The 24,817-nt window shown below is 61.1% G+C and carries 23 protein-coding genes; 2 read left to right on the plus strand and 21 right to left on the minus strand.

Going from position 1 to position 24,817, the window contains the following annotated elements; translation table 11 throughout:
* Positions 1–2 precede the first annotated feature (2 nt).
* From MQW23_RS18950 to MQW23_RS18980, 7 genes are all read right to left on the minus strand, one after another.
* Positions 3–1,205 carry a thiamine pyrophosphate-dependent dehydrogenase E1 component subunit alpha gene (locus MQW23_RS18950; protein WP_252109786.1) on the minus strand — a complete coding sequence of 401 codons (1,203 nt, stop codon included), beginning with the start codon at positions 1,203–1,205 and terminating at the stop codon, positions 3–5.
* A 179-nt stretch (positions 1,206–1,384) separates the two neighbouring features.
* Positions 1,385–2,152, minus strand: coding sequence for an ABC transporter permease (locus tag MQW23_RS18955; protein WP_252109787.1), 768 nt, complete (start codon positions 2,150–2,152; stop codon positions 1,385–1,387).
* On the minus strand, positions 2,142–3,107 hold the full coding sequence (locus MQW23_RS18960; RefSeq protein ID WP_252109788.1) for an ABC transporter ATP-binding protein: 966 nt from the start codon (positions 3,105–3,107) through the stop codon (positions 2,142–2,144). The genes MQW23_RS18955 and MQW23_RS18960 overlap by 11 nt, the downstream gene beginning before the upstream one ends.
* Entirely contained in the window at positions 3,104–4,300 is a 1,197-nt protein-coding gene (locus tag MQW23_RS18965) for an ABC transporter permease (protein WP_252109789.1), read from the minus strand. The genes MQW23_RS18960 and MQW23_RS18965 overlap by 4 nt, the downstream gene beginning before the upstream one ends.
* Positions 4,301–4,303: 3 nt before the next feature.
* Positions 4,304–5,212: a glycine betaine ABC transporter substrate-binding protein OsmF gene (gene osmF / locus MQW23_RS18970; protein WP_286087060.1), complete on the minus strand. Its 909-nt coding sequence runs from the start codon at positions 5,210–5,212 to the stop codon at positions 4,304–4,306.
* A gap of 82 nt (positions 5,213–5,294) precedes the next feature.
* Complete coding sequence (gene cysS / locus MQW23_RS18975) at positions 5,295–6,686, minus strand: cysteine--tRNA ligase (RefSeq protein WP_252109790.1); 1,392 nt, start codon at positions 6,684–6,686, stop codon at positions 5,295–5,297.
* 7 nt (positions 6,687–6,693) lie between these two features.
* A complete protein-coding gene (locus tag MQW23_RS18980; protein ID WP_252109791.1) occupies positions 6,694–8,373 on the minus strand; it encodes a glutamine--tRNA ligase/YqeY domain fusion protein in 1,680 nt (559 codons plus the stop codon).
* Positions 8,374–8,539: 166 nt separating this feature from the next.
* Between MQW23_RS18980 and MQW23_RS18985 the strand changes: the two genes are divergently transcribed.
* Together MQW23_RS18985 and MQW23_RS18990 are read left to right on the plus strand one after the other, a co-directional pair.
* Positions 8,540–9,037: a peptidylprolyl isomerase gene (locus tag MQW23_RS18985; RefSeq protein WP_252109792.1), complete on the plus strand. Its 498-nt coding sequence runs from the start codon at positions 8,540–8,542 to the stop codon at positions 9,035–9,037.
* A gap of 14 nt (positions 9,038–9,051) precedes the next feature.
* Complete coding sequence (locus tag MQW23_RS18990) at positions 9,052–9,834, plus strand: UDP-2,3-diacylglucosamine diphosphatase (protein ID WP_252109793.1); 783 nt, start codon at positions 9,052–9,054, stop codon at positions 9,832–9,834.
* Between the two features lie 123 nt (positions 9,835–9,957).
* On the opposite strand, the gene MQW23_RS18995 is transcribed toward MQW23_RS18990, so the two are convergent.
* From MQW23_RS18995 to infC, 14 genes are all read right to left on the minus strand, one after another.
* Positions 9,958–11,781, minus strand: coding sequence for a SurA N-terminal domain-containing protein (locus MQW23_RS18995; protein ID WP_252109794.1), 1,824 nt, complete (start codon positions 11,779–11,781; stop codon positions 9,958–9,960).
* A gap of 111 nt (positions 11,782–11,892) precedes the next feature.
* Positions 11,893–12,165, minus strand: coding sequence for a non-specific DNA-binding protein Hbs (gene hbs / locus MQW23_RS19000; RefSeq protein ID WP_252109795.1), 273 nt, complete (start codon positions 12,163–12,165; stop codon positions 11,893–11,895).
* 190 nt (positions 12,166–12,355) lie between these two features.
* Positions 12,356–14,776: an endopeptidase La gene (gene lon, locus MQW23_RS19005; RefSeq protein WP_252109796.1), complete on the minus strand. Its 2,421-nt coding sequence runs from the start codon at positions 14,774–14,776 to the stop codon at positions 12,356–12,358.
* 263 nt (positions 14,777–15,039) lie between these two features.
* Complete coding sequence (clpX, locus tag MQW23_RS19010; RefSeq protein WP_252109797.1) at positions 15,040–16,320, minus strand: ATP-dependent Clp protease ATP-binding subunit ClpX; 1,281 nt, start codon at positions 16,318–16,320, stop codon at positions 15,040–15,042.
* 75 nt (positions 16,321–16,395) lie between these two features.
* Entirely contained in the window at positions 16,396–17,013 is a 618-nt protein-coding gene (gene clpP, locus MQW23_RS19015; protein ID WP_252109798.1) for an ATP-dependent Clp endopeptidase proteolytic subunit ClpP, read from the minus strand.
* Positions 17,014–17,082: 69 nt separating this feature from the next.
* A complete protein-coding gene (gene tig / locus MQW23_RS19020) occupies positions 17,083–18,429 on the minus strand; it encodes a trigger factor (protein ID WP_252109799.1) in 1,347 nt (448 codons plus the stop codon).
* Positions 18,430–18,600: 171 nt separating this feature from the next.
* Positions 18,601–18,969, minus strand: a complete 369-nt coding sequence (locus MQW23_RS19025; RefSeq protein WP_252109800.1) for a hypothetical protein — start codon at positions 18,967–18,969, stop codon at positions 18,601–18,603.
* Positions 18,969–19,427, minus strand: coding sequence for a flavodoxin domain-containing protein (locus MQW23_RS19030; RefSeq protein WP_252109801.1), 459 nt, complete (start codon positions 19,425–19,427; stop codon positions 18,969–18,971). The genes MQW23_RS19025 and MQW23_RS19030 overlap by 1 nt, the downstream gene beginning before the upstream one ends.
* Positions 19,428–19,711: 284 nt before the next feature.
* Entirely contained in the window at positions 19,712–20,008 is a 297-nt protein-coding gene (locus tag MQW23_RS19035) for an integration host factor subunit alpha (RefSeq protein WP_252109802.1), read from the minus strand.
* Positions 20,009–20,064: 56 nt separating this feature from the next.
* On the minus strand, positions 20,065–22,440 hold the full coding sequence (gene pheT, locus MQW23_RS19040; protein WP_252109803.1) for a phenylalanine--tRNA ligase subunit beta: 2,376 nt from the start codon (positions 22,438–22,440) through the stop codon (positions 20,065–20,067).
* A 26-nt stretch (positions 22,441–22,466) separates the two neighbouring features.
* On the minus strand, positions 22,467–23,486 hold the full coding sequence (pheS, locus tag MQW23_RS19045; protein ID WP_252109804.1) for a phenylalanine--tRNA ligase subunit alpha: 1,020 nt from the start codon (positions 23,484–23,486) through the stop codon (positions 22,467–22,469).
* A 166-nt stretch (positions 23,487–23,652) separates the two neighbouring features.
* The gene (gene rplT, locus MQW23_RS19050) at positions 23,653–24,006 is read right to left on the minus strand and encodes a 50S ribosomal protein L20 (RefSeq protein WP_009097607.1); all 354 of its coding nucleotides are present in this window, start codon (positions 24,004–24,006) and stop codon (positions 23,653–23,655) included.
* A gap of 36 nt (positions 24,007–24,042) precedes the next feature.
* Positions 24,043–24,237 (minus strand): 50S ribosomal protein L35, encoded by a 195-nt coding sequence (gene rpmI / locus MQW23_RS19055; RefSeq protein ID WP_252109805.1) that lies wholly within the window; start codon positions 24,235–24,237, stop codon positions 24,043–24,045.
* A gap of 81 nt (positions 24,238–24,318) precedes the next feature.
* Entirely contained in the window at positions 24,319–24,810 is a 492-nt protein-coding gene (gene infC, locus MQW23_RS19060; RefSeq protein ID WP_252109806.1) for a translation initiation factor IF-3, read from the minus strand.
* Between the last annotated feature and the right edge of the window lie 7 nt (positions 24,811–24,817).

Below are 24,817 nucleotides of genomic sequence, written 5' to 3' on the forward strand. Positions count from 1 at the left end.
GGCTACACCTCCTCATCCGTGGACGCGGCGGGCGCGATGTCCAAATCCAAGGATTTGGCGCCTTTCGGGTAGGCCTCAGGGTAGCGGCGAATATGGCGCTTGAGGCCATCAAGCTGGCGCGTCAGTTCCGGGGTCACCTCGGCATAAACATCGGTGATTAGAGAATCCAGCGGCGGCGCGGCACGCTTTTCGGCGCGCTTCAAGGTGTCCAGCACCTCGCGGCGCAGCGACTCCTCGAGCTCGCTCTGCTCATCGTCGCTCCACCACTCCTGACGGGTGAGCCACTTTCTAAAGCGCAGCACCGGGTCCTTGAGCCGCCAGGTCTCCTCTTCGCTCTTGGCGCGGTAGCCCGACGGGTCGTCTGACGACGAGTGGGCCGCGAGACGATAGGACATCGCCTCGATCAACACCGGCTTGTTCTGCTCGACGGCGATGACGCGCGCCCGGCGGGTCGCCTCGAACACCGCCAGCGCGTCGTTGCCATCCACGCGAATGACGTGCATGCGATAGCCCATCGCCCGTGGGGCGATACCGTCGGCGGCGAACTGCTCGACTGCCGGTGTCGAGATGGCGTAGCCGTTGTTGCGACAAAAGAAGATAACCGGCACCTGGTGGACCGAGGCCATGTTGAGCGCGGCGTGAAAGTCGCCTTCAGAGGCCGCGCCTTCGCCAAAAAAGGTCAGCGTGCAGAGCCCGTCTCCGGCGAGTTTCTGGCCATAGGCGTAGCCGGTGGCCTGGGGAATTTGCGTAGCCAAGGGCGATGAAATGGTCATGTAGTGCAGCTTGCGCGAGCCGTAGTGCACCGGCATCTGCCGGCCCTTGCCGTAGTCCAGCTCGTTGCCGAACAGCTGGTTCATGAACTCATCAATGGTGAAGCCGCGATACATCAGCGCGCCCTGCTCGCGGTACTGCGCCATGATCATGTCGCGCTCATCGAGAGCAGCGGTGGCGCCGACGATGGCAGCCTCCTCGCCGGTACACTGCATGTAAAAGCTCAGCCGCCCCTGACGCTGCGCGGCCAACATGCGCTCGTCGAGAAGTCTGGTGGCGAGCATCGCCTTGTACAAGCGCCGGGCGTGGTCACGCTCGAGAGCCGGGGCCGAGGCGCCTTCGTACAGCACCCCTTCCGGGTCGAGCAGGCTAAAGGTCGGTATGGAAAACTCGTCGCCGGTCATGAAACTCGGCTGGTGGTCAAAGCGTGTCATTTTTTATCCTTGTATGCCCCTTTTGAAGGCAGTGTTGTCGGTGCCAACCGTTTTTGCCAGTGGATATAACCGGCAGCGATCAACGCAACACATGAACAGTAACGCAGCGAACCACTTTTAGAGATACGACTTAGGGCGCAGAGCGAAAGCGCGCTCTGAAATGATAACAAGGGGTGGGATTACGCAGCGGAGCGCTTGGCCAGCGCCTGCTGGAAAAGATCGAAAAGACTATCGACGGTGAGTGCCAGCAGCGCGATCAAGAGCGCACCCTGCAGCACGTAGGCCATATTGGAATTGACGATGCCGGAGATGATGGGGTCGCCCAGGTTACTGGCTCCGACCGTCGCTCCCAGCGCAGCGGTGGCGATATTGATCGTGATCGAGGTGCGAATGCCGGCGAGAATCACCGGAGCGGCCAGCGGCAGCTCCACGCGCCAGAGGATTTGGCGCTGGGTCATGCCCATGGCGAGCGCCGCCTCCTTGGTACCGGCGTCCACCCCCTGAAGCCCCGCCAAGGTATTGCGCAAAATGGGCAGAAGCCCGTAGAGCATGAGCGCGACGATGATCGGAAGCGTCCCAAAGCCCAGCACCGGCACCGCCAGCGCCAGTACCGCCACCGGCGGAAACGTCTGGCCAATGGAGGCGAGCTGGCCCGCCAGCGGCAGGAAATCGCGCCCGTACCGACGGGTAACACCGATGCCCGCCAGCACGCCGACCACGATGGTGACCGCCCCGGCCACGCCGACCACCAGCAGATGGCGGCCCAGCAGGTCGAGAAAGCTGGCGCGGCTATAGATGACCTGGCGGGCATCCGGCGCGATCCAGCGAAAAAAGCCGTCGGCATACTGCATGCCGAACACCGCCAGCGCCAGCAGTGCCGCCCAGCCAAGCGGCACCAGCCAGCGGAGTGCAAAACCGGGGCGCAGAGAGACGACACTAGCCTGCACGGTGAACGCCCCGCTCGGTTTGCGCTTCCTTGATCAGCCGGCGAAGCGAGAGCTCGCCAATGGGCACGTCGCTGGCATCGACTACCGTGAGCCGGTCGCAGTGATCGCGCATCATCATCGAAAGCCCTTGGCGCAGGGTGAAGTCGCCGGGAATACGCGAGTGAGCGGGAATGGCCGAGCCCAGTGACGTCATATGGTCTTTTACGCGGGTGAGCGCGGCCTGCTTGAGCCCACGCTCCAGCCCGCCGAGCATCGACTCCACGAAGGCGTCCTCCGGGTGCTGTAAAAGCGCAAGCGGGCTGCCCTGCTGCACGATGCGCCCGTCGCGCATCACCACCAGGTGGTCGGCAAGCTTCAACGCCTCGTCCATGTCGTGAGTGACGAACACCACGGTCTTGTGCAGTTTGGCCTGCAGACGTAAAAGCTCGTCCTGAAGCTTTTCGCGCGTGAGCGGGTCGAGCGCGCCAAACGGCTCGTCCATCAGCAGGATGTCCGGGTCGGCGGCCAACGCCCGGGCAACGCCCACTCGCTGCGCCTGACCGCCGGAGAGTTGGTGCGGGTACTTGTGGGCGAACTCGTCAACGGGCAGCCCGAAAATGCCCATCAGCTCCTCCACCCTCGCGTTGACCTTTTCCGTGGGCCATTTCAACAGCCGCGGCACCAGGCCGATATTTCGCGCCACGCTCCAGTGGGGAAACAGCCCTGTGCTCTGGATGACGTAGCCGATACGCCGCCTTAACTTGACCGGATTGAAGCTTTCGATGGGCTCGCCATCCAGCGTGATTTGGCCGTCGCTGTGAGGGATCAACCGATTGATCATGCGAAGCATGGTCGATTTACCGCAGCCGGAGGTACCTACCAGCGCACAAAACTTCCCGCTGGGGATGCTCAAGGAGATATCGTCGACCGCGGTGGTGTCACCAAAGCGCTTGGAAACGCGGGAGAGCTCGATCATGCCTGTCCTCCGTGACGGGTGAGTTCAGCCAGCGCCCCGAGCCCGGCGTCCATGATCAGCGCCATGATTACGATCGGCAGCGCCCCGAGCAGCACCATGTCCATGGCGGCCTGCCCCAGCCCCTGAAAAATGAACGTCCCCAACCCGCCGGCGCCGATCAGCGCGGCCACTGCGGCAAGCCCCACGGCTTGAACGGTGGTGATACGCACGCCTTCCAGCAGCACCGGCAGCGCCAGCGGAAACCGCACCTGCCAGAACCGTTGGGCCGGGCGCATGCCCATGGCGGTGGCAGCTTCCAGGGTGTCCGGGCGCACCTCGCCCAGCGCAATATAAGTGTTTCGCGCAATCGGCAGCAGGCTATAGGCGATCAGCGCGATCAATGCCGGCGTATTGCCGATGCCGCTCACGCCGAGATCGCGCAAAAAGGCCACGTTGGCACCGAGCCAAGCAAGCGGCGCCAGCAAAAGCCCGAAAAGCGCCAAGCTCGGGACGGTTTGAAAGAAATTCAGCAGCGCAAACCCGACCTTTTCTACCCGGGTGAACCGGCGCATCAAAAGCGCCAGCGTCATGCCCAGCACCAGGCTTACACCCACGGCGCTGGCGACCAGCACCAGATGCTGGGATAGCGCGGCGTAGAACGCGCTCTGGCGCGAATGGAACTCCTGCACCAGCGCCAGCTCGTCGAGCCAGAGCCGGGCGCAGAGCCACCAGACCAGCGCCACGCCCAACAGCAGCGCGGCGGTAGCCAGGCGTTTAAGCCCAAGGCGCAGGCGAAGCTCGACCAGGCACAACAGCAGCACGAACAAAAGCGTCCAGTAGCCCGCGCCGATGCCGAGCCGCGCCTGGGCAAGCGCCGGGTCGATGAGAAAATGGCCGGCGACCATCAGCCCAAAGGGCATCAGCAGCAAAATCAACACCACGAGCAGCAGCATCGCCTGGTAGTTGACCCGCTCGGCCTTGAGCGACAGCGCCGCCAGCGCCAGCAGCAGCAGCGACACCAGCAGCGCCCCCGCCACGCCGAACGCGGCGACTACATCAAACGCGCTGCCGGGCACGATACGGTTGGGCGCGACGCTGACCGTAGAGGTCAGCCAAAGCGCCGCGAGCATGACGATCGAAAGCGTCAGCAGTACCGCGTTGGGCGCAAGCGTGCGCGCCCCGGCCCTGAGCCGGGCCGCTGCCCGTACCGGCATCAATCAGTCGCCCAGGCTATCGAGGTAGTCGCGGGCCACCTGATCCGGCGACAGCCCGTTGACCGCCACATCGGCGTTCAGGCGCTGGAGGGTTTCGAGATCGAGCGTTTCGAACACCGCTTCGAGGCTCTCTTCGATGGCCGGGTAGGTTTCGAGCACGCTTTCGCGCACTAGCGGCGCGGGCTGATAGATCGGCTGAACGCCTTTGGTATCCTCCAGCACGACGAGGTTGAGCGCGTTGAGCCCGCCGTCGGTACCGTAGGTCATCGCCGCGTTGACGCCGCTGGTTTGCTGGGCGGCGGCTCGCATGGTGGCCGCGGTGTTGCCGCCGGAAAGCACCAGCAGCTGGTCGTCGGAAAGCTCGAAGCCGTAGGCGTTCTGAAACGCCGGGAGCGCCTGCTCGGACTCGACGAACTCGGCGCTGGCGGCGAACTTGAACTCACCGCCCTGCTCCAGATACTCGGTCAAATCGTCCAGCGTCTTGAGGCCATTTTCTTCGGCCACATCGCCGCGCACGCTGATCGCCCAGGTGTTATTGGCGCTGGCGGGACGCAGCCACACCAGGCCGTTTTGCGCATCGCGCTCGCGCACGGTTTCAAAGGCCTGATCGGCGTCATTCCAGACCGGGCTGTCGGTCATGTCGAAAAAGAACGCGCCGTTGCCGGTGTACTCCGGGTAGAGGTCGATTTCACCAGCCTCGATGGCGCTTCGCACCACGCTGGTGGCGCCGAGCTGCAGACGGTTTTCCGTCGGAATCCCTTCGCGCTCCAGCGTCTGAATGATCAGCTCGCCAAGCACCGACCCTTCGGTATCGATTTTCGATGCCACGACCACCGGATCATCGGCCTGGGCGGCGCTTGTGGCGAAGGCGAGCGCCAGCGTTGCAAGCGTAGGTTTAACCATGGAGCGCATTGTCATCATCCTTTATTCAATTGGCTCATCAAAGCGTTAAGTATAGGTGGCGCGACGTCAAGCGCCACACCCACCGCCCGCTCTAAAGCGCTTCGACGACCCAAGTCGTGCCCTCGCGGGAGTCCTTGAGCACGATACCGAGTGCTGCCAGCTCGTCGCGAATAGCGTCGGCCCGGGCGAAGTCCTTGTCCATTTTGGCCTGTTTACGCTGCTCGATCTTCGCCTCGATCTCGGCATCGCTGATCGGCGCGCTAGCGGTGCCTTTGAGAAACGCTTGAGGGGCCTGCTGTAAAAGCCCCAGCACGCCGCCCAGGCGAACGAGCTCTGTGGCCAGCGCCGGCGCGAGCGACGGCGCATCGGTTTTGGCGCGGTTCACATCGCGGGCCAGATCGAACAGCACCGCCAGCGCTTCCGGCGTGTTGAAGTCGTCGTCCATCGCCGCCTTAAAACGAGCATCGAACGACGCGTCTTCGATTGGCTGCGACGCGGGCGAATCTTCGACACCGTCAAGGGCGGTGTAGAAGCGAATCAGCGACTTGCGCGCCTCGACCAGCGAGCCCACCGAGTAGTTGATCGGGCTTCGATAGTGGCTCGCCACCAGAAGAAAACGCACCACTTCCGGGTCGTGCTCTTCGAGCACGTCGCGAATGGTAAAGAAGTTACCGAGCGACTTGGACATCTTCTCCTGGTCGACGCGCACCGCCCCGGCGTGCATCCAGGTGTTGACGTAGGTCTGGCCGGTGGCGGCCTCGCTTTGGGCGATCTCGTTTTCGTGGTGCGGGAAGGTCAGGTCAGGGCCGCCGCCGTGAATATCGAACGTGTTGCCCAAACAGCACGTCGACATCGCCGAGCACTCGATGTGCCAGCCAGGCCGGCCGTTACCCCAGGGCGAGTGCCAGTGCGCTTCACCCGGCTTGGCGGCTTTCCAGAGTACGAAATCGAGCGGGTCTTCCTTGTGCGTGTCTACATCGACGCGGGAACCCGCGCGCATGTCGTCGAGCTGGCGGTTGTTGAGCTTGCCGTAGCCGTCGAACTTGCGCACCCGGTAGTAGACATCGCCGTTATCGGCGCGGTAGGCGAAGCCCTTGTCGATCAGCGTCTCGATCATCGCGGTTATGTCGTCGATGTGCCCAGTGGCCCGCGGCTCCCGCGTTGGCGGTAGGACATTCAGGCGCGCCTCGTCCTCGTGCATCGCGGCGATCATGCGCTCGGTGAGCGCGCCAATCGGCTCGTCGTTCTCTTCGGCACGCTTTAAAATCTTGTCGTCGATATCAGTGATGTTGCGCACATAATCGACCTCGAACCCGCGCTCGCGCAGGTAGCGGGTGATCACATCGAACGCCACCATCACCCGGGCGTGGCCCAGGTGGCAGTAGTCGTACACCGTCATGCCGCACACGTACATGCGCACCTTGCCAGGCTCGATCGGCGTAAAGGTTTCCTTGGCGCGGGTAAGCGTGTTGTAAATCTGCATGGCCACCTCAGCCCTTTTTCTGAATTTTCGCCCAGCTATCCTTCAGCCCGACGGTGCGGTTGAAGACGAGCTTGTCCGGCGTCGACAGGTGGCGATCGGCGCAGAAGTAGCCCACCCGCTCGAACTGGTAGCGTGACTCTGGCGCGGCATCCGCGAGGCTCGGCTCGCCGACGGCCTGGCAGACAACCAGCGACTCCGGGTTCAGGTGATCGAGGAAGTCGGCATCCTTGTCACGGTCCGGCTGCTCGACCATGAACAGGTTGTCGTAGAGGCGCACTTCCATGGGCACGCCGTGAACCGCGCTCACCCAGTGGATCACGCCCTTGACCTTGCGCCCTTCCGGGTTCTTGCCGAGAGTATCGAAGTCTACCGAGCAGCGAAGCTCCTTGATCTCACCGGCGTCATCCTTGATCACCTCGTCACAGCAGATCACGTAGCTGTTGCGCAGGCGCACTTCCTTGCGCGGCGCCAAACGGAAGAACTTCTTGGGCGCGTCCTCCATGAAGTCTTCCTGATCGATATAGAGCTCGCGGGTCAGCGGCACGCGGCGAACGGCCATGTCGTCGCGGGCCGGGTGGCCGGGCACTTCGTACACCTCTTCGAAACCCTCGTCGACGTTGGTCAGCACGACCTTGAGCGGCTTCATCACGCACATCGCTCGCGGGGCGTTGTCCTCGAGATCTGAACGGATCGCGTGGGTCAGCATGGCGATATCGACCAGCCCGCCGTCGGCGCGGGTCACGCCGATCATTTCGCAAAACTTGCGAATCGAGGCCGGGGTGTAGCCGCGCCGGCGCATACCCGAGATGGTCGGCATGCGCGGGTCGTCCCAGCCGTCGACGATCTTCTCATCGACCAGCAGCTTTAGTTTGCGCTTGGACGTGAGCGTGTAATTCAGGTTCAAGCGGGCGAACTCGATCTGGCGCGGCTTGCTGGGCACCGGCAGGTTGTTCAGAAACCATTCGTAAAGCGGGCGGTGATCCTCGAACTCCAGGGTACAGATCGAGTGGGTAACGCCTTCGAGCGCATCCGACTGGCCGTGGGTGAAATCGTAGGAGGGGTAGATCTTCCAGGCGTCGCCGGTCTGGTGGTGACTTGCGTGGCGAATGCGGTAAAGAATCGGGTCGCGCAGGTTGATGTTCGGCGACGCCATGTCGATTTTGGCGCGCAGCACCTTCTCGCCTTCACCGAACTCACCTAGGCGCATGCGCTCGAGCAGATCCAGATTCTCCTCGACCCCGCGCTCGCGGTAGGGGCTGGGGCGGCCGGGTTCGGTCAGCGTGCCGCGGTATTCACGTATCTCGTCCGGGTTCAGGTCATCGACGTAGGCCTTGCTTTCGCGCACCAGGTGCTGCGCCCAAGCGTAGAGCTGGTCGAAATAGGTCGACGCAAAGCGCACCTCGCCCGCCCACTCGAACCCCAGCCACTCGACGTCCTCCTTGATGGCGTCGATGTAGGCCTGCTCTTCCTTGGCCGGGTTGGTATCGTCGAACCGCAGATGACAGTCACCACCGAGTTCACGGGCCAACCCGAAGTTGAGACAGATCGACTTGGCATGGCCAATGTGCAAAAAGCCGTTGGGCTCCGGGGGAAAACGCGTCACGATAGTGCTGACCTGCCCGCTTTCGATCTCGTCGCGTACCTGGTTGCGAATGAAGTTCGGCGCTTTGGTGGTCTCGTTGGTCATGGCGGTGTTGATAACCTCACAGTGGATGGCGTGCCGGACGGCAAGCAGTGCGCGTCGTCCCGGAGTAGAACCGTAGCGCTTCGCGGCGCCGGGCAAAACCGCTATTATAACGCGACGCCGATGCACAGCGCCAAGGCGAACGCCTTCATTCAACAGGAATTTAACCATGATCGTATTACAGACCAGCATGGGCGACATCACTGTCGCGCTCAATCACGACAAAGCCCCGAACACCGCGGCGAACTTCGAGCAGTACGTGCGCGACGGCTTCTACGACGGTACGCTGTTTCACCGCGTGATCGACGGCTTCATGGTCCAGGGCGGCGGCTTCGACACCAACTTCGAGCAAAAGCCGACCCGCGCCCCGATCGAAAACGAAGCCGACAACGGCCTCGAAAACACGATCGGGACTCTCGCCATGGCGCGTACCCAGGACCCGCACTCGGCGAGTTCGCAGTTTTTCATCAACGTGGGAAACAACAGCTTTTTGAACCATAGCGGCAAGAATCTGCAGGGCTGGGGCTATGCGGTGTTCGGTGAAGTGGTCGACGGCATGGACGTGGTCAACGCCATCAAGGGCGTTTCCACGACCCGCCGCGGCATGCACGCCGACGTACCCGCCGAGGACGTCATCATCGAGCGCGCTTACGTCAAAGACGAGTGATCACCGGGAGTCCTATGCGCACGCTGCTGGTAGCCGACACGCATTTGAGCGGCGATACCCCCGAGATCAACCGAGGGTTCTTTCGCTATCTTGAACACACCGCCCAAGGGGCCGAGGCGCTCTACATTCTAGGCGACCTGTTCGACGCCTGGATCGGCGACGACACCCTCGACGCTCCTCACCCCAGCGCCCAGGTGGCGAGCGAGGTCGCAACGCGGCTACGCGCGTTGGCCGATGCCGGCACCGCCGTCTATTTCCAGCACGGCAACCGCGACTTCTTGCTCGGCGAGCGCTTTTTAAGCGAGTGTGGCGCCACGCTCCTGCCCGAGACCTTCGAGGCCGAGCTGCAGGGCCTGCCCGTCGTGCTGCTGCACGGCGATAGCCTCTGCACCCAGGACGAAAGCTACATGGCGTTTCGCGCCCAGTCGCGAAACCCCGAGTGGCAGGCGCACATTCTCGCCATGCCGCTGGAGGAGCGCCTGGCGCTGGCCAAGAAGCTGCGTCTGGAGTCGGACAGCGCCAATGCCGGCAAGGCGGAGGCGATCATGGATGTCACCCCGTCAGAGGTCACGGCGCTCCTGCGCCAAACCGGCGTGAGCACCATGATTCACGGCCACACCCATCGCCCGATGGTGCACGAGCTGACCGTGGAAGACGTTCCGGCCCAGCGCTTTGTGCTGGGCGACTGGCAGTCGGACCAAGGGTGGGACATCGTGATCGAGGCCTGTGATGGCTTGCCGACCCCGCGGCTTCGCCGCTTTGCGCTTGATGCGCCGCCTGAGCCAAACGCCGGCTGATCGCGACCGGACTGCCACAAAGGGCAGACTATCTGCGGACACAAAAAAGCCGATCCACTGGATCGGCTTTTTCTTTTCGCTTTTATCGCGCCCTCGTGTGATCACGAAAGCGCGTTAAGGCGTCTAACGCTCGATATCGGCGTCGTTTCTGAGCTGCTCGATCAGCCCTTGGACCGCGGCCTGGGCGCGAAGCTGCTCGGAAATGCGGGTAATGAACTCGCTGGCCTGATCGCCTTCGTCGCTTTCGGGCGTGGCCACGCTATCCAGCGCCACTACGCCAACGCTTGCTGGCATCATCACGCTTGCGTAGGTGCTGTCACCTTCGTCCGGTCGCGGCATGCCAAATACGCCATCGACCAGCGTTGCGGGCAGCGTCGTAGGCCCCTGGCGAGAAATATCGCTGGCCTCCTGCCAGTCGATATCGACGGAGTCGCCGGCGCTTAACGCATCGATGAGTCGCTGAGCCTCTTCCTGGAGCGCATCCTGGCGCTGGGCGGCGGCAACGTACCCTTCGATATCGCTGCGCACTTCGCCCAGGGGCAACACTGTCGCGTCGCGGTGGTCCGCCACGCGCAATACCAGACGGCGGTCGTCGTCGAGCACGATGACCTGGCTGTTGTAGCCGTCCTGAAGCACGTCGTCGGTGAAGGCTTCGTCCATGACGCCGGGCTCTGAAAGCACGCCGGTACCGCCATCGCGGGTGATCCAGTCCGTTTGATAAAGCGTCAGGCCTAGATCCTCCGCCACGCTTTGCAGATCGTCGGCGGCGAAGCTTTCGTCGATCAGGCTCTGTACCTGGCGGTTGAAGTCGTCGCTAACCTCATCGAGCGCGGCGGTTTGTTCAAGACTTTCACGCTGCTCCTCGAAGCTCGGCCCTTCGACGCTGGTCACGCGCAGCACGTGGAAGGCGTTGCCCATTTCCACCAGCCCCGAGGTTTCCCCTTCTCCCAGGGCGAACGCGGCGTCATCAAACGCCTCGCCCATGATGCCCGGGGCGACGACACCCAGATCGCCGCCCTGCTCGGCGCTGGCGGTATCGTCGGAGTACTCCAGCGCAACCTCTTCAAAAGATTTACCGCCTTCGACGGCAGCCAACGCCTGCTCGGCGCGCGCCTGGGCCTCTTCACGGCTGCGCTCGTCGCCGAACGTCACCATGATGTGCGATATCTGGCGGTCGCTGGTCTGGCTCTGAACGCGGTAAGCGCGGCGCAGCGCTTCCTCATCGACGTCAACTCCTTCGGCCATCTCCTGGCGGTCGATCACCACGTACTCCACCTGCACCTGCTCTGGCCGCTCGAAGCGCTCCGGATGGGTATCGTAGTAGTCGCTGACCTGCTCGTCGGTGACGTTCGGGTTGAAATCGATATCACCCTGGTCGAGCATCACGTAGCGAAAACTGCGCTGCTGATTTTGCAGCGCGAGGAGTCGCTCGCGCTCGCTGGGCAGCACGAAATCGCTTTGTGCCAAGCCTTGCTGCAGGTAGCTACGCTTGAGATCGTTTCTTAGCTCTTCGCGAAACGCCAGCGGCGTATAGCCTGCACGGCCGAGCTGGTTGCGAAAAATATCCGCGTTGAAGCGGCCCTGCCCGTCCTGAAACTCGGGTAGCGTGACGATGACCTGATCGAGCTGCTCGTCGGACAGATGGAAGCCGCCGTCGTCGGCGTACTGGCCCAGAAGCTCTTGGGTGATCAACTGGTCGAGCACATCGCTTCGAAGCGCGCGCTCTTGCTCCGGCGGCACTTGGCCCGAGCGCATCGCCCGCTGCACCTCGATTTCCACCTGCTGGCGCATGATGGGTTCGCCATTGACGCTTGCCACCTGATTGGGGTCGCGGCCGAACGCGCTGAACAGCGATTCGATGCCAAACAGCGCCATGGCGGCCACCATGAGCCCAATGATGATTTTAGCCCCCCAGCTTCGGGAACCGTTGCGAATACTTTGCAGCATGCTTGCCTCAGATCGTCACAGCCATTTGTCGCGCCCGGTGAGGGCCCTTTAAATAACATGGGCGCATCGCTTTCGCGATGCGCCCATTACGTTACATCAAACGCGGGTCAATCAGTTGACGGCGTCTTTCAACGCTTTACCCGCCTTGAAGTTGGGTACCTTGGCAGCGCTGATCTGGATCGGCTTGCCGGTTTGCGGGTTACGGCCGGTGCGCGCGGCGCGTTCCTTGATGGCGAACGTACCAAAGCCCACCAGTGAAACGCTCTCGCCTTTTTTGAGGCTATCGGTGACAGACTCGACCATGGCATCCAATGCGCGGGTTGCCGCTGCTTTCGGAATATCTGCAGACGCGGCAATAGCTTCAATCAGCTCGGACTTATTCACACTTCACCCCTTAAATGTTTCGAAAAAATGGCTCTGAACGGCGCGGTCACCGGCGGGTACAAGCTCAAAGCATAGCTGCGTTTTATAGCAATGCCTTGAAATACCTGTCAAGCGACCCGGATACGAGCGCCCGCCCCAATGAAGGGCCCGAGCGCTCCTTATACTTGCAAGCCTCTACGGGCTCTAACGCTTAATGCGTACTGGCCGTGGTGCTGCCGGTAAATGACGGATCGGCGCTTTTAAGCGCGGGCGCCCCCGATACCGGCTCCTCGGCCAAGGCTACCGCTAACACGTCATCTATCCACTGTACCGGGCGAATATCAAGCGCTCCCTTGATGTTATCCGGTACTTCCTTGAGATCACGGCGGTTTTCCTCAGGGATTAGGACGGTCTTTATACCACCCCGGCGCGCTGCCAGCAATTTCTCCTTCAACCCACCAATCGGCATCACTTCTCCGCGCAGATTGACCTCGCCGGTCATCGCCACGTCGCAGCGAACCGGACGACCGGTGTAGGCAGAGATCATCGCCGTCACCATGGCAACGCCGGCGCTTGGGCCGTCTTTCGGCGTAGCACCCTCTGGCACGTGGATATGAAGATCTTCGCTCTCAAAGCGCTCTGCGGCGATACCGAAGGTTGCCGCCCGCGCCTTGACCACGGTGTGCGCAGCGCTCACCGACTCCTTCATTACATCGCCCAAGGAGCCGGTCTTGTTGATCCGCCCCTTGCCCGGCGTGACCACGGATTCGATGTTGAGGATTTCGCCGCCCACGGAGGTCCAGGCAAGCCCGGTCACGCGACCCACCTGGTCTTCCTTCTCGGCCAGGCCGTAGCTGTAGCGGCGCACGCCGGCGTAGGTCTCGATGTGCTCGGCCTCCAAAGTGCGCGGCGGCTCCTTGGCCTCTTTGGACGTGCTCACCTCCGCCTCGACGCGCTCACGCAGCACCTTGCGGCACACCTTGGCGATCTGGCGCTCGAGCTCACGCACGCCCGCCTCGCGGGTGTAGTAACGCACCAGCTCCAACAGCGCCTCGTCATCGAGGGCCAGCTCCTCGGCCTTCAAGCCGTTGGCCTTGAGCTGCTTGGGCAGTAGATAGCGCTTGGCGATCGCGAGCTTCTCGTCTTCGGTGTAACCCGGCAGACGAATGATCTCCATCCGATCCAGAAGCGGCCCGGGAATGTTCATCGAGTTCGCGGTGCAGATGAACAGCGTCTCCGAGAGATCGTAGTCGAGCTCGAGATAGTGATCGCTGAAGCTGTTGTTCTGCTCCGGATCCAGCACCTCGAGAAGCGCCGAAGACGGATCGCCGCGATGATCCATCCCTAGTTTATCGACTTCGTCGAGCAGAAACAGCGGGTTTTTCACCTCGGCGCGCGCCATGCGCTGCATCAGCTTACCTGGAAGCGAACCGATGTAGGTGCGCCGATGGCCACGAATCTCGGATTCATCGCGCACTCCGCCGAGCGCCAGACGCACGTACTTACGGTTGGTGGCCCGCGCAATCGATTGACCCAGCGAGGTCTTGCCCACCCCGGGCGGGCCGACCAGACACAGCACCGGCCCTTTCATTTTCTTCACGCGCTTTTGTACCGCCAGGTACTCGAGAATGCGCGCCTTCACCTCTTCAAGACCGTAGTGGTCCTCGTCGAGCACCTCCTGCGCCTTGATCAAGTCGTGCTTGACTCGGGTGCGCTTTTTCCACGGCACGGCGATCAGCCAGTCAAGATAAGAGCGCACCACCGTGGCCTCGGCGGAGTTCGAGGCCATCATCTTGAGCTTATTAAGCTCCTGAGTGGCTTTCTCGGCGGCCTCCTTGGGCATGCCGGCATCCGCAATCGCCTTCTCGTACTTCTCGGCTTCGTTGGGGACGTCGTCGAGCTCGCCCATCTCTTTCTGGATGGCTTTCATCTGCTCGTTGAGGTAGTACTCGCGCTGGGTCTTCTCCATCTGCTCCTTGACCCGGGAGCGGATGCGCTTTTCGACCTGCAGCAGATCGATTTCGGACTCGATCAGCGCCATCAGATGCTCAATGCGATCGCGCACGCGATCCATCTCCAAAAGCTCCTGCTTGTCGCCGATCTTGAGCGACAGGTGGGCGCAAATGGTATCCACCAGACGGCTCGGGTCCTCGATGCCGGAGAGCGAATTGAGCACCTCGTTGGGCACCTTCTTGGAGAGCTTGACGTACTGCTCGAACTGATTGAGCAGCACGCGCACCAACGCCTCCTGCTCGCGCGAGGTCAACGGCTCGCTTTCCCGCGGCGTCAGGTGGGCCTGGGTGTAGCCCGCCTCGTTCTCCTCGATATCGACCACGTCAGCGCGGAAACTGCCTTCGATCAGCACCTTGACGGTGCCGTCGGGCAGTTTTAGAAGCTGCATGATGTCGGCGACGGTGCCCATGCGGTACAAATCGTCGTTGTCCGGCTCGTCCTGGGAGGCTTCGCGCTGGGCGACCAGCAGGACGCGCTTGTCCGCTTCCATGGCTGCTTCCAGCGCATGGATGGATTTTTCCCGCCCCACAAACAGCGGAATCACCATTTGCGGGTATACCACCACGTCGCGCAGCGGCAACATGGGTAAACACTGTGTCTGATCGGCGTTCTGCTGCATCGCAGACGTTCCTCAAATCGGATAGGCGCTCGATAAAGCGTTACCACTTCAAAGCGCCCAACAATATGGAAGACGCGGCCTGGTAACGTCAGCCGCTGGCTCGCTGGGTGATCCGGGTTCGGCCTGGCGCGGCGCGCCGGAAAAGCGGCGCGCGATCAGCGCCGGCTCGACGTTTTGTCGACGACCTTTCTACAACAACAAGGGGTCGCATAGGCGACCCCTTGGCGGTGGTGCAAGCAGAACCTGGATCGTACGCGGCGCGATTAGCCGTCGGTTCCGTCAACGCGCTTCTCTTGCTGATTGGTATAGATCAAAAGCGGCTGGCTCTCGCCTTCGATGACCGACTTATCGATCACCACCTTGCTGACGTCCTCGAGCGAGGGAATCTCGTACATGGTGTCGAGCAGTACCGACTCGAGAATCGAGCGCAGCCCCCGCGCGCCGGTCTTGCGCTCCATGGCCTTGGCGGCTACAGCGCGCAGCGCCTCTTCGCGAAACTCCAGCGTCACGTCTTCCATTTCGAAGAGCTTGGCATACTGCTTGACCAGCGAGTTTTTCGGCTCGGTCAAAATCTGGATCAGCGCATCCTCGTTGAGCTCGGTAAGCGTAGCGATGACCGGAAGACGCCCGACGAACTCGGGAATCAAACCAAACTTGACCAAATCTTCCGGCTCGACCGCAGCCAGAAGCTCGCCCACGCCTTTCGACGCTTCCTTGCTCTTGACGCTTGCGTTAAACCCGATACCGCCTTTCTCGGAGCGGTCGCGAATGACTTTGTCGAGTCCGGCAAAGGCGCCGCCCACGATGAAGAGCATGTTGGCCGTGTTTACCTGCACGAACTCCTGCTGCGGATGCTTGCGCCCGCCCTGGGGCGGCACCGAGGCGGTCGTGCCTTCGATCAGCTTCAAAAGCGCCTGCTGTACGCCTTCGCCGGACACGTCGCGGGTGATCGAGGGGTTGTCCGACTTTCGCGAAATCTTGTCGATTTCGTCGATATAGACGATACCGCGCTCGGCCTTCTCGACATCGTAGTCACACTTTTGCAGAAGCTTCTGAATGATGTTCTCGACATCTTCACCCACGTAGCCTGCTTCGGTCAGCGTGGTGGCATCGGCAATCGTGAACGGCACGTTCAAAAGCCGCGCCATCGTTTCGGCCAGAAGCGTCTTGCCGCTACCGGTCGGACCGATCAGCAGGATGTTGGACTTGCCAAGCTCCACATCGCTTTCGCGCACTTCGGTCTTCAAGCGCTTGTAGTGGTTGTACACCGCAACGGAAAGCACCATTTTCGCGCGGTCTTGCCCAATGACGTAGTCGTCCAGGGTGTAACGAATTTCACGAGGCGTAGGCAGACGCTCTTCATCGCTCTCGGCATCGGCTTCGAGAACTTCCTCGCGAATGATGTCGTTACACAGGTCGACACACTCATCGCAGATATATACGGACGGACCGGCAATCAGTTTACGAACTTCGTTTTGATTCTTGCCACAAAACGAGCAGTAAAGCAGTTTGCCACCTTCGTCCTTGCCTTTGCCGTCGGCCATTGGCGTACCCCTGTCACTGCGGCGGCTCTCGCCGCCGGAAAAGCTCGTTGGAAAAGCGGTAATCCGTTTACGCTATCAGGATGCAGGCCGCTTATCCAGCACTGCGTCGATCAGGCCATACTCCTGAGCCTGGTTGGCGCTCATGAAGTTATCGCGGTCGGTATCGCGAGCGACTTTCTCGATATCCTGGCCCGTGTGATGGGCAAGAATGTGATTGAGTTTTTCGCGAATACCCAGGATTTCCCGCGTATGGATTTCAATGTCCGAGGCCTGACCCTGATAGCCGCCCAGCGGCTGGTGGATCATGACGCGCGAGTTGGGCAAACAGTAACGCTTGCCCGCCGCACCCGCAGTCAAAAGCAGCGCACCCATACTGGCAGCCTGGCCGATACACACGGTCGAGACGTCCGGCTTGATGAACTGCATGGTGTCGTAAATCGACATGCCCGCGGTTACGGACCCACCCGGTGAGTTGATGTACAGGTGGATGTCCTTGTCGGGGTTTTCCGACTCGAGAAAGAGCATTTGCGCCACGACCAGATTGGCCATGTAGTCCTCGACCGGGCCGACGAGAAAAATGACGCGCTCTTTCAAAAGCCGCGAATAGATATCGTAAGCTCGTTCCCCTTTGGCGCTTTGCTCAACCACCATGGGCACTAAACCGCCGGCGTTTTGAATATCAAACTCACTCATACGGGTGATTCCTTGCGTCCGGTAAGGGAGAGGCGCACCGGGGTGCGCCACGAGATTGCCAAGGGTAGGTTAGGCGTTGGACTCTTCGCTCTCTTCCTCGCCCTGCTCCGCCTGCTGCTGAGCCGCAGCCAGCGCCTGCTGGTAGCTCATTTCGACATCCTTGACGTTTGCCTGCTCAAGAAGTTTGTCGACCGCTTTCTCTTCGAGGATGGCGGATTTGACTTGGGTCTTAAGCTCGTCGTTACCCATGTAGTACTCGACCACTTCAGACGGGTCCTGATACTGCTCGGCAAGCTCTTCGACCTTCGCCTTGATTTCGTCGTCAGAGGCGTCGAGCTCGTTGGCTTTGATGACTTCAGCAAGCAGCAAGCCGACCTGAACGCGACCCTTGGCCTGATCAGCGAACAGTTCGTTCGGCAGTTGGCTGACGTCGAAGTCTTCGCCAAGGCCGAACTGCTGAGCGGCCTGACGCTTCATGCCGTCAGTTTCCTGCTGTACCAGCGCGCTGGGAACAGAAATGTCGTTGGCGTTTTTGAGCGCGTCCAGCACCTGCTGCTTGACGCGGTTATCAACCGCCTGGGACGCTTCGCGGGTCATGTTCTTCTTGATTTCGGCGCGGAATTTGGACTCGTCGCCGTCTTCGACACCGAAACGCTCGAAGAACGCGGAATCGACCGCCGGAAGCTCCTGAGCGCTAACCTTGTGAACCGTGACCTTGAAGGTAGCTTCCTGGCCGGCCAGATGCTCGGCCTGATAGTCTTCCGGGAAGGTGACGTTGAGCGTCTTCTCTTCGCCAGCTTTCGCACCGATCAGTTGCTCTTCGAAGCCCGGGATGAAGCTATTGGAGCCGATGACCAGCGAGTGGTTCTCGGCGCTGCCGCCTTCAAACGGCTCGTCGCCCAGGTAGCCCTGGAAATCGATGGTGACCTGATCGCCGTCTTCGGCGGCCTTGTCCACTTCCTGCCACTCGGCATTTTGCTTGCGCAGGGTTTCGATCATCTCGTCGACATCGCTTTCGCTGACTTCAACGACCGGACGCTCCACGTCGGTGCCGTCGATCGAGTTCAGCTCTACCTGCGGATACACTTCCATGATCGCAACGAACTCAAAGTCCTTACCTGCTTCGTTGACCTTCGGCTCGATTTGCGGATACCCGGCGGGGTTCAAACCTTCGTCGGTAATGGCGCGGACGTAGCGCTCGCGCATGACTTCGCCAACCACTTCGCTGCGAACGCTGTCGCCGTAGCGCTGGCGAACGACGTCCATGGGAACCCGGCCCTGGCGGAAACCGTTCAAGCGAACGTTTTTCGCGGTGTCTTTCAAGCGAGCGCTGACGGCCTCGTCGATGTCCGCCGCCGGTACCTGAATGGTGATGCGACGTTCGATGGGGGAGGTCGTCTCGACAGAAACTTGCATGAATTGTCCTCTAGCGGCTGGGCGTTGTAGTGAGTGCGTATCAATAGTTAAAGGGGCGATTTTAAGAACCCCGGCGCAAGCTGGCAAGCGCCGGGGTGCCCAACATGTTCGCAAGATGGGGGCACGCTGCGTAATTACAAGGGAGTTTCATTGAAATTCCGCGCTCCACTGTCAGTTAGTCGTTTTTCGCTGCCAGCCAAGACTCACGGCAAACAGTAAAAGGCCACAGGTCGCGCCATGGGAGATGAACTGCTGCCAGCTTAGCCAGTCGGTCATCAGCAGGTGCCATATCCCCATGACGGCGGCGCCAACAACCAGCGACAGCCCCAGCCGTTTCAAAAGCGACGGCAGACGATTGCGCTCGTCGTTTGAGAGCATGCGCCAGTTAACAATCGCCGCGCCTGCGACTAGAACGATGGCGACCAGCAACAGAGTCAAACGCGTCTCAAAACCGCCGGCCACATAGCGTGGAATCACCGACAGCATGAGTACGCACAGGCCGATCGCCACCCCTACCCGTTCACAGCGTCCCGATTGCATCAGGCGACCTTGAGCGACTGCTCGTCGATCCAGGTTTCGACCCACGGGAGCGCGGCGTCGTCTGCCATGAAGGTTTCCATGGCGTCCACTTCCAGGCGCTCGCCCAGGCGCTTGGCGCCCAGATCCTCGAGCATCGCGTCGAGCGCCCGGCCGGCGCCGCAGAAAGTGTCATCATAAGAGCTGTCGCCCAGCGCGATAAGCCCGTAATTGAGCTCTGTCAGCGCCGGACTTTGATCCTTGAGCTGGCGTACGAAGGGTACGAAATTACCCGGGAAATCGCCGCTGCCGGTGGTGGAGACGCAAAAAAGCGTCAGCGCCTGCTCTTTGACGTCCTCAATGACCGGCTGCTCCTTGATCGCGACCGTATAACCGGCGGCTTCGAACAGCGGCTTGACCTGCTCGGCTACATCAAGCGCTCCGCCGTACATGGTGCCCACCAGAATATTGAGCTGAGGCATTGATGAACTCCTCGATAAACAATTCTCGAAAACCATGCTCGATAAAACATGTTCGAAAAAATCATGTTTGAAAAACAATGAAAGCACGGGTCGGATAGCCTCCGACCAATACCTGATGAATTTGCTCGGATATTAACACGACTTGCCCGTAAAACGCATTCCGGGCGCCTGTGACCCAGACTATTGATGCGGGTCGCGCACAAAAAAAGCGCCCCGGTTAAGAGGCGCCTGGAACGAACAAGGGCGCCGCGCGCGCAATGGCGCAGCGGCTCCGGCGTCGACCCTCAAGCGTCGGTGAAGTGCTCGACCTGCTGCTTGAGCTTCTGACCCGGGCGAAAGGTCACCACGCGGCGAGCGGAAATCGGAATCTCTTCACCGGTTTTCGGGTTTCGACCCGGCCGTTCACGCTTGTCACGCAAATCGAAGTTGCCAAAACCGGAAAGCTTCACCTGCTCGTTTTCCCGCAGGCAGGCACGAATCTCTTCGAAAAACGTCTCTACCATGGCCTTGGCTTCGCGCTTGGACAGCGCAAGCTCGGTGTGTAGATGCTCGGCCAACTCCGCTTTGGTCAACGCCCCCATATCGCTTCTCCTTGTCGCCCACCATTGCCAACGATGTTGCTTGCGACCTTTAAGTGTCAGCCGCGAAGCTGCGCATTCAACGTGGCGCTTGCCTCGGCCACAATCGAATCCACCCGCTGATTGATTTCATCATCATTTAGCGTGCGCGATGGATGCTGCCAGGTCAAGCCCAGGGCGATACTCTTCTGCCCCGGCTCCACTCCTTTACCCGTGTAGACGTCGAAAAGCTTGAGATCCTCGAGATGATCGCCGGCCTGACGGCTCACGCAGTCGAGAAGCGCCTGAACCGGCGTTTGCGCATCAAGGCTGAAGGCGAGATCGCGACGCACTTCCGGGTAGCGCGATAGCGGCGCAAAGGCGGGAATCACGCCTTCGCTCAGCGCATCCAGGCGCACCTCGAACAGTACCGCATCGACCTTGAGTCCAAGCTCAGCGCGCACTTTCGGGTGCAGCGTACCGATCCAGCCGGCGGGCTGGTCGCCGTGGAACAGCTCGGCGCACTGGCCTGGATGTAGTGCCGGATGCTCACCGGGCTCGAATCGCCAGGCGCTGTCGTCGCCCATCGCTAAAAGGCTTTCGAGATCGCCCTTGAGATCGAAGAAATCCACCGCGGTCTTGTCGCTGCTCCAGCCTTCGAGTTCCCGCGGCCCGCAGGCAAGCGCGCCCAGCATCGGGGTTTGGATGAGCGAATCGAGCTCGCCCCGGAAGACCAGCCCGGTTTCGAACAGGCGTACGCGGTGTTGCTGACGATTCAGGTTGTGCGAAAGCGCGCGCACCAGCCCCGGGAAAAGACTTGCGCGCATGACCGAGAGATCCGCCGAGATCGGGTTGGCCAGCACCGGCGAGACCGCTTCGGGCAGAAGCGTCTTTTGAAGCTCCGGCGCGACGAAGCTGTAGGTGATCGCCTCCTGATAGCCGCGCGCGACCATCTGGTTTTTAAGCGCCGACTGGGTCAGTCGAGCCTCGTTGGCCGGGCGCAGTGCTAAACGCGCCGCCGGGCGGCGAACCGGCAGGTTGTTATAGCCGTGGATGCGGGCGATCTCTTCGATCAAATCCTCTTCGATCGCGATATCGAAACGCCAGCTCGGTACCGCTACCTGCCACTCGCCGTTGGCATACGAGCTTGTAAGCCCGAGACGGTCGAGAATATCGCTGACTTCGTCAGACGCAAGCGCCTTGGAGAGCGCTTGCTCAAGACGAGCCTCGCGCAGCGTAATACGTCGCGCTTGTGGTAGCCCGGCCTCGCTTTGGGTTTCGCAGACCGGCCCCGCCTGGCCACCGCAGATATCGATCAAAAGCCGGGTAGCGCGCTCGATCGCCTGAGCGGTCAGCGACGGGTCGACGCCGCGCTCGAAACGGTGAGAAGCATCGGTATGAAGCCCGTAGGAGCGCGCCTGCCCTGCGACCGCCAACTGCGTGAAGTAGGCGGCCTCGAGAAACAGCGTGCGCGTGGTGGCGCTAACGCCGGAGGACTCACCGCCCATGACGCCGGCCATGGCCAGCGGACCGGTACCGTCGGCGATGACCAACGTATCCGGGCGCAGCGCGATGTCCTGTCCGTCGAGCAGCGTCAGCCGCTCGCCCTCTTGGGCCATGCGCACCTGAATGCCCTCGCTCAGGTTATCCAGATCGAAGGCGTGAAGCGGCTGGCCGAGTTCGAGCATGACGTAATTGGTGACGTCGACCGCCGGGTCGATGCTGCGCACGCCGCTGCGGCGCAGGCGCTCGACCATCCAAAGCGGCGTCGGGCGCGTATGGTCGACGCCGTCGATCACCCGCGATACGTAGCGCGGGCACTGCTCGACGGCGCTAACGCTGACCGGGAAGCGCTGTTCGCTGCTCGGCGCCACCGGGTCGGCACCGGGCGCCTGGACCGGCAGACGGTTGAGTACGCCGACTTCCCGGGCCATGCCCTTGACGCTCAGGCAGTCGCCCCGGTTAGGGGTCAGGTCCACCTCGATGGTCGCGTCATCGAGCATCAGGTAGTCACGCACGCTGTCGCCGATCGGGGCGTCTTTTGGCAGTACGAAAATGCCCTCTGAGGTCTCTTCCTCGAGGCCAAGCTCCGAGGCGGAGCAGATCATGCCGAAGGACTCGACGCCGCGAAGCTTCGCTTTTTTGATCTTGAAATCGCCGGGCAGCAAACCGCCTACCTGGGCGAAGGGCACGCGCTGGCCGACGGCCACGTTGCGCGCCCCGCAGACCACCTGTACCTCGCCGGTGCCGTCGTTGACGCGGCAAACGTTGAGCTTGTCGGCGTCCGGGTGCGGCTCCTTGGCGATGACCTCGGCGACCACCACGCCTTCAAAGGCGGGTGCGACGGGCTCAACGGCGTCGACTTCGAGGCCCGCCATGGTGATCTGGTCGGCAAGCGCCTGGGTGTCCAACTGCGGCGATACCCACTCACGCAGCCACTGTTCTGAAAATTTCATGCTCGTTCCTGTGTCTGGCGGCGTGGTTAGGCAAACTGACGTAAAAAGCGCAGGTCGTTTTCGAAAAACAGGCGCAGGTCGTTGACGCCGTAGCGCAGCATCGCCAGGCGCTCGGCGCCCATGCCGAAGGCGAAACCGGTGTAGCGCTCGGTATCGATACCGGAGTGCTTGAAGACCTCAGGGTGCACCATGCCGCAGCCCATCACCTCGAGCCAGCCGCTGTGCGAGCAGACCCGACAGCCGTCGCCGCTACACATCACGCACTGAATATCTACCTCGGCAGAGGGTTCGGTGAACGGGAAATAGGAGGGGCGAAAGCGCACGTCCAGATCGTCGCGCTCGAAAAACGCCTGCAAAAAGTCTTCGATGGTGCCCTTGAGATCGGCAAAGCTTACGCCTTCGTCGACCAGCAGCCCCTCGACCTGGTGAAACATCGGCGTGTGAGTGAGGTCGGAGTCGCTGCGATAGACCCGTCCGGGGCAAACGATGCGAATCGGCGGTTCGCTCTCTTTCATCGTGCGCACCTGGACCGGCGAGGTGTGGGTACGCAGAAGCCGCGTGGCGTCGAAATAGAAGGTGTCCGCCATGCCGCGCGCCGGGTGATGCGCGGGAATGTTGAGCGCTTCGAAGTTGTGGTAGTCGTCTTCGATTTCAGGCCCCACTGCTACGTCATAGCCGATACGGGTGAACAGGCTCTCGATACGCTCCAGTGTACGCGTGACCGGATGTAGCCCGCCCGGCGCCTGAGCGCGCCCCGGAAGCGTCACGTCGATCTTTTCCGCCGCCAGGCGAGCGTTGAGCGCTTCACTCTCCAGCGCCGAACGCTTGGCGTCGATTTCGCCCGCTAACGTCTGCTTCGCCTGGTTGATACGCTCGCCCGCCGCCGGGCGCTCCTCGGCGCTGAGCTTACCCAGCCCTTTCAAAAGCGCGGTGACCTCGCCCTTCTTGCCCAGGTAGCGAACTCGTAATTCGTCCAGCTCAGCGACGCTCTGCGCGGCCTTGATCGCGTCGCGCGCCTCTGATACCAGCGTAGGCAGGTGGTCCATCCATTAAACTCCGAATTAAGCGGTTTTCATCCAATAAGGCGTCGCCATAACGGGGCCTTACTTGCCATTTTTTAATGGCAAAAAAACAGGGGAAGAGCGGCTGCTCTTCCCCTGCACGGGTCATAGGGACATGACCCTGGTTTCAAGCCAAAGCGGGCCTAAAACCTTATTGGGCAGCCTTGGCTTTTTCCACGATGGCAGCAAACGCTGCTTTTTCGTGAACCGCCAGATCCGCCAGTACCTTACGGTCGATTTCGATGCCAGCTTTCTTCAAGCCACCAACGAAACGGCTGTAGGACATGCCGTTGATGCGGGCACCGGCGTTGATACGCTGGATCCACAGGGCACGGAACTGACGCTTGCGGTTACGACGATCGCGGTACGCGTACTGGCCGGCCTTGATGACGGCCTGCTTGGCAACGCGGAAAACGCGCGAACGAGCACCGTAGTAGCCTTTGGCCTGCTTCAGTACTTTCTTATGACGACGACGGGCGACAACGCCACGCTTGACTCGAGTCATGACACACTCCTGACTTTAAAAAATTCGAAAAACGACTTACAGATTCGGCAGCATGCGCTGGATCAGCGGCTTGTCAGCCGAGTGAATCTGCTTCATACCGCGAAGCTGACGCTTACGCTTGGTCGATTTCTTGGTCAGGATGTGGCTACGGAAAGACTGCTTGTGCTTGAAGCCGTTAGCCGTCTTCTTGAAGCGCTTGGCAGCGCCGCTGTTGCTTTTGATTTTCGGCATGAGAAAAACTCCGCTCGATGTTTTTTAGAAAACCCAAGGCCGGTCAGCGCCAGGCGCTGACCCGTTAAATTCGCCGTTGGATCACTTCTTCTTGGGGGCAAGAATCATGATCATCTGGCGGCCTTCCATTTTCGGGAAGGATTCCACCGTACCGATCTCTTCGAGGTCAGCAGCGACCCGCTCCATCAGCTTGCGGCCGATGTCCTGGTGCGCCATTTCGCGACCGCGAAAACGCAAAGTGACCTTGCCTTTGTCACCACCTTCAAGAAAGCGAATCAGGTTTTTAAGCTTGACCTGATAATCGCCTTCGTCGGTGCCGGGCCGGAATTTAACTTCCTTGACCTGGATTTGCTTTTGCTTTTTCTTCTGAACCGCTTTTTGTTTCTTCGTTTCAAAAACAAATTTGCCGTAATCCATAATCTTGCAGACGATAGGATCGGCATTCGAAATTTGCACGAGGTCCAAACCGGCAGCTTCAGCCCGTTCCAACGCTTCGGTGGTGGGCACAACACCCAACTGCTCACCTTCTGCATCGATCAAACGGACTTCTTCTTCGGTAATACGCTCGTTCATTGGTGGG

It is taken from the genome of Halomonas sp. S3-1-1 (assembly GCF_023757625.1).
In the GTDB taxonomy this organism is placed as follows: Bacteria; Pseudomonadota; Gammaproteobacteria; order Pseudomonadales; family Halomonadaceae; genus Vreelandella.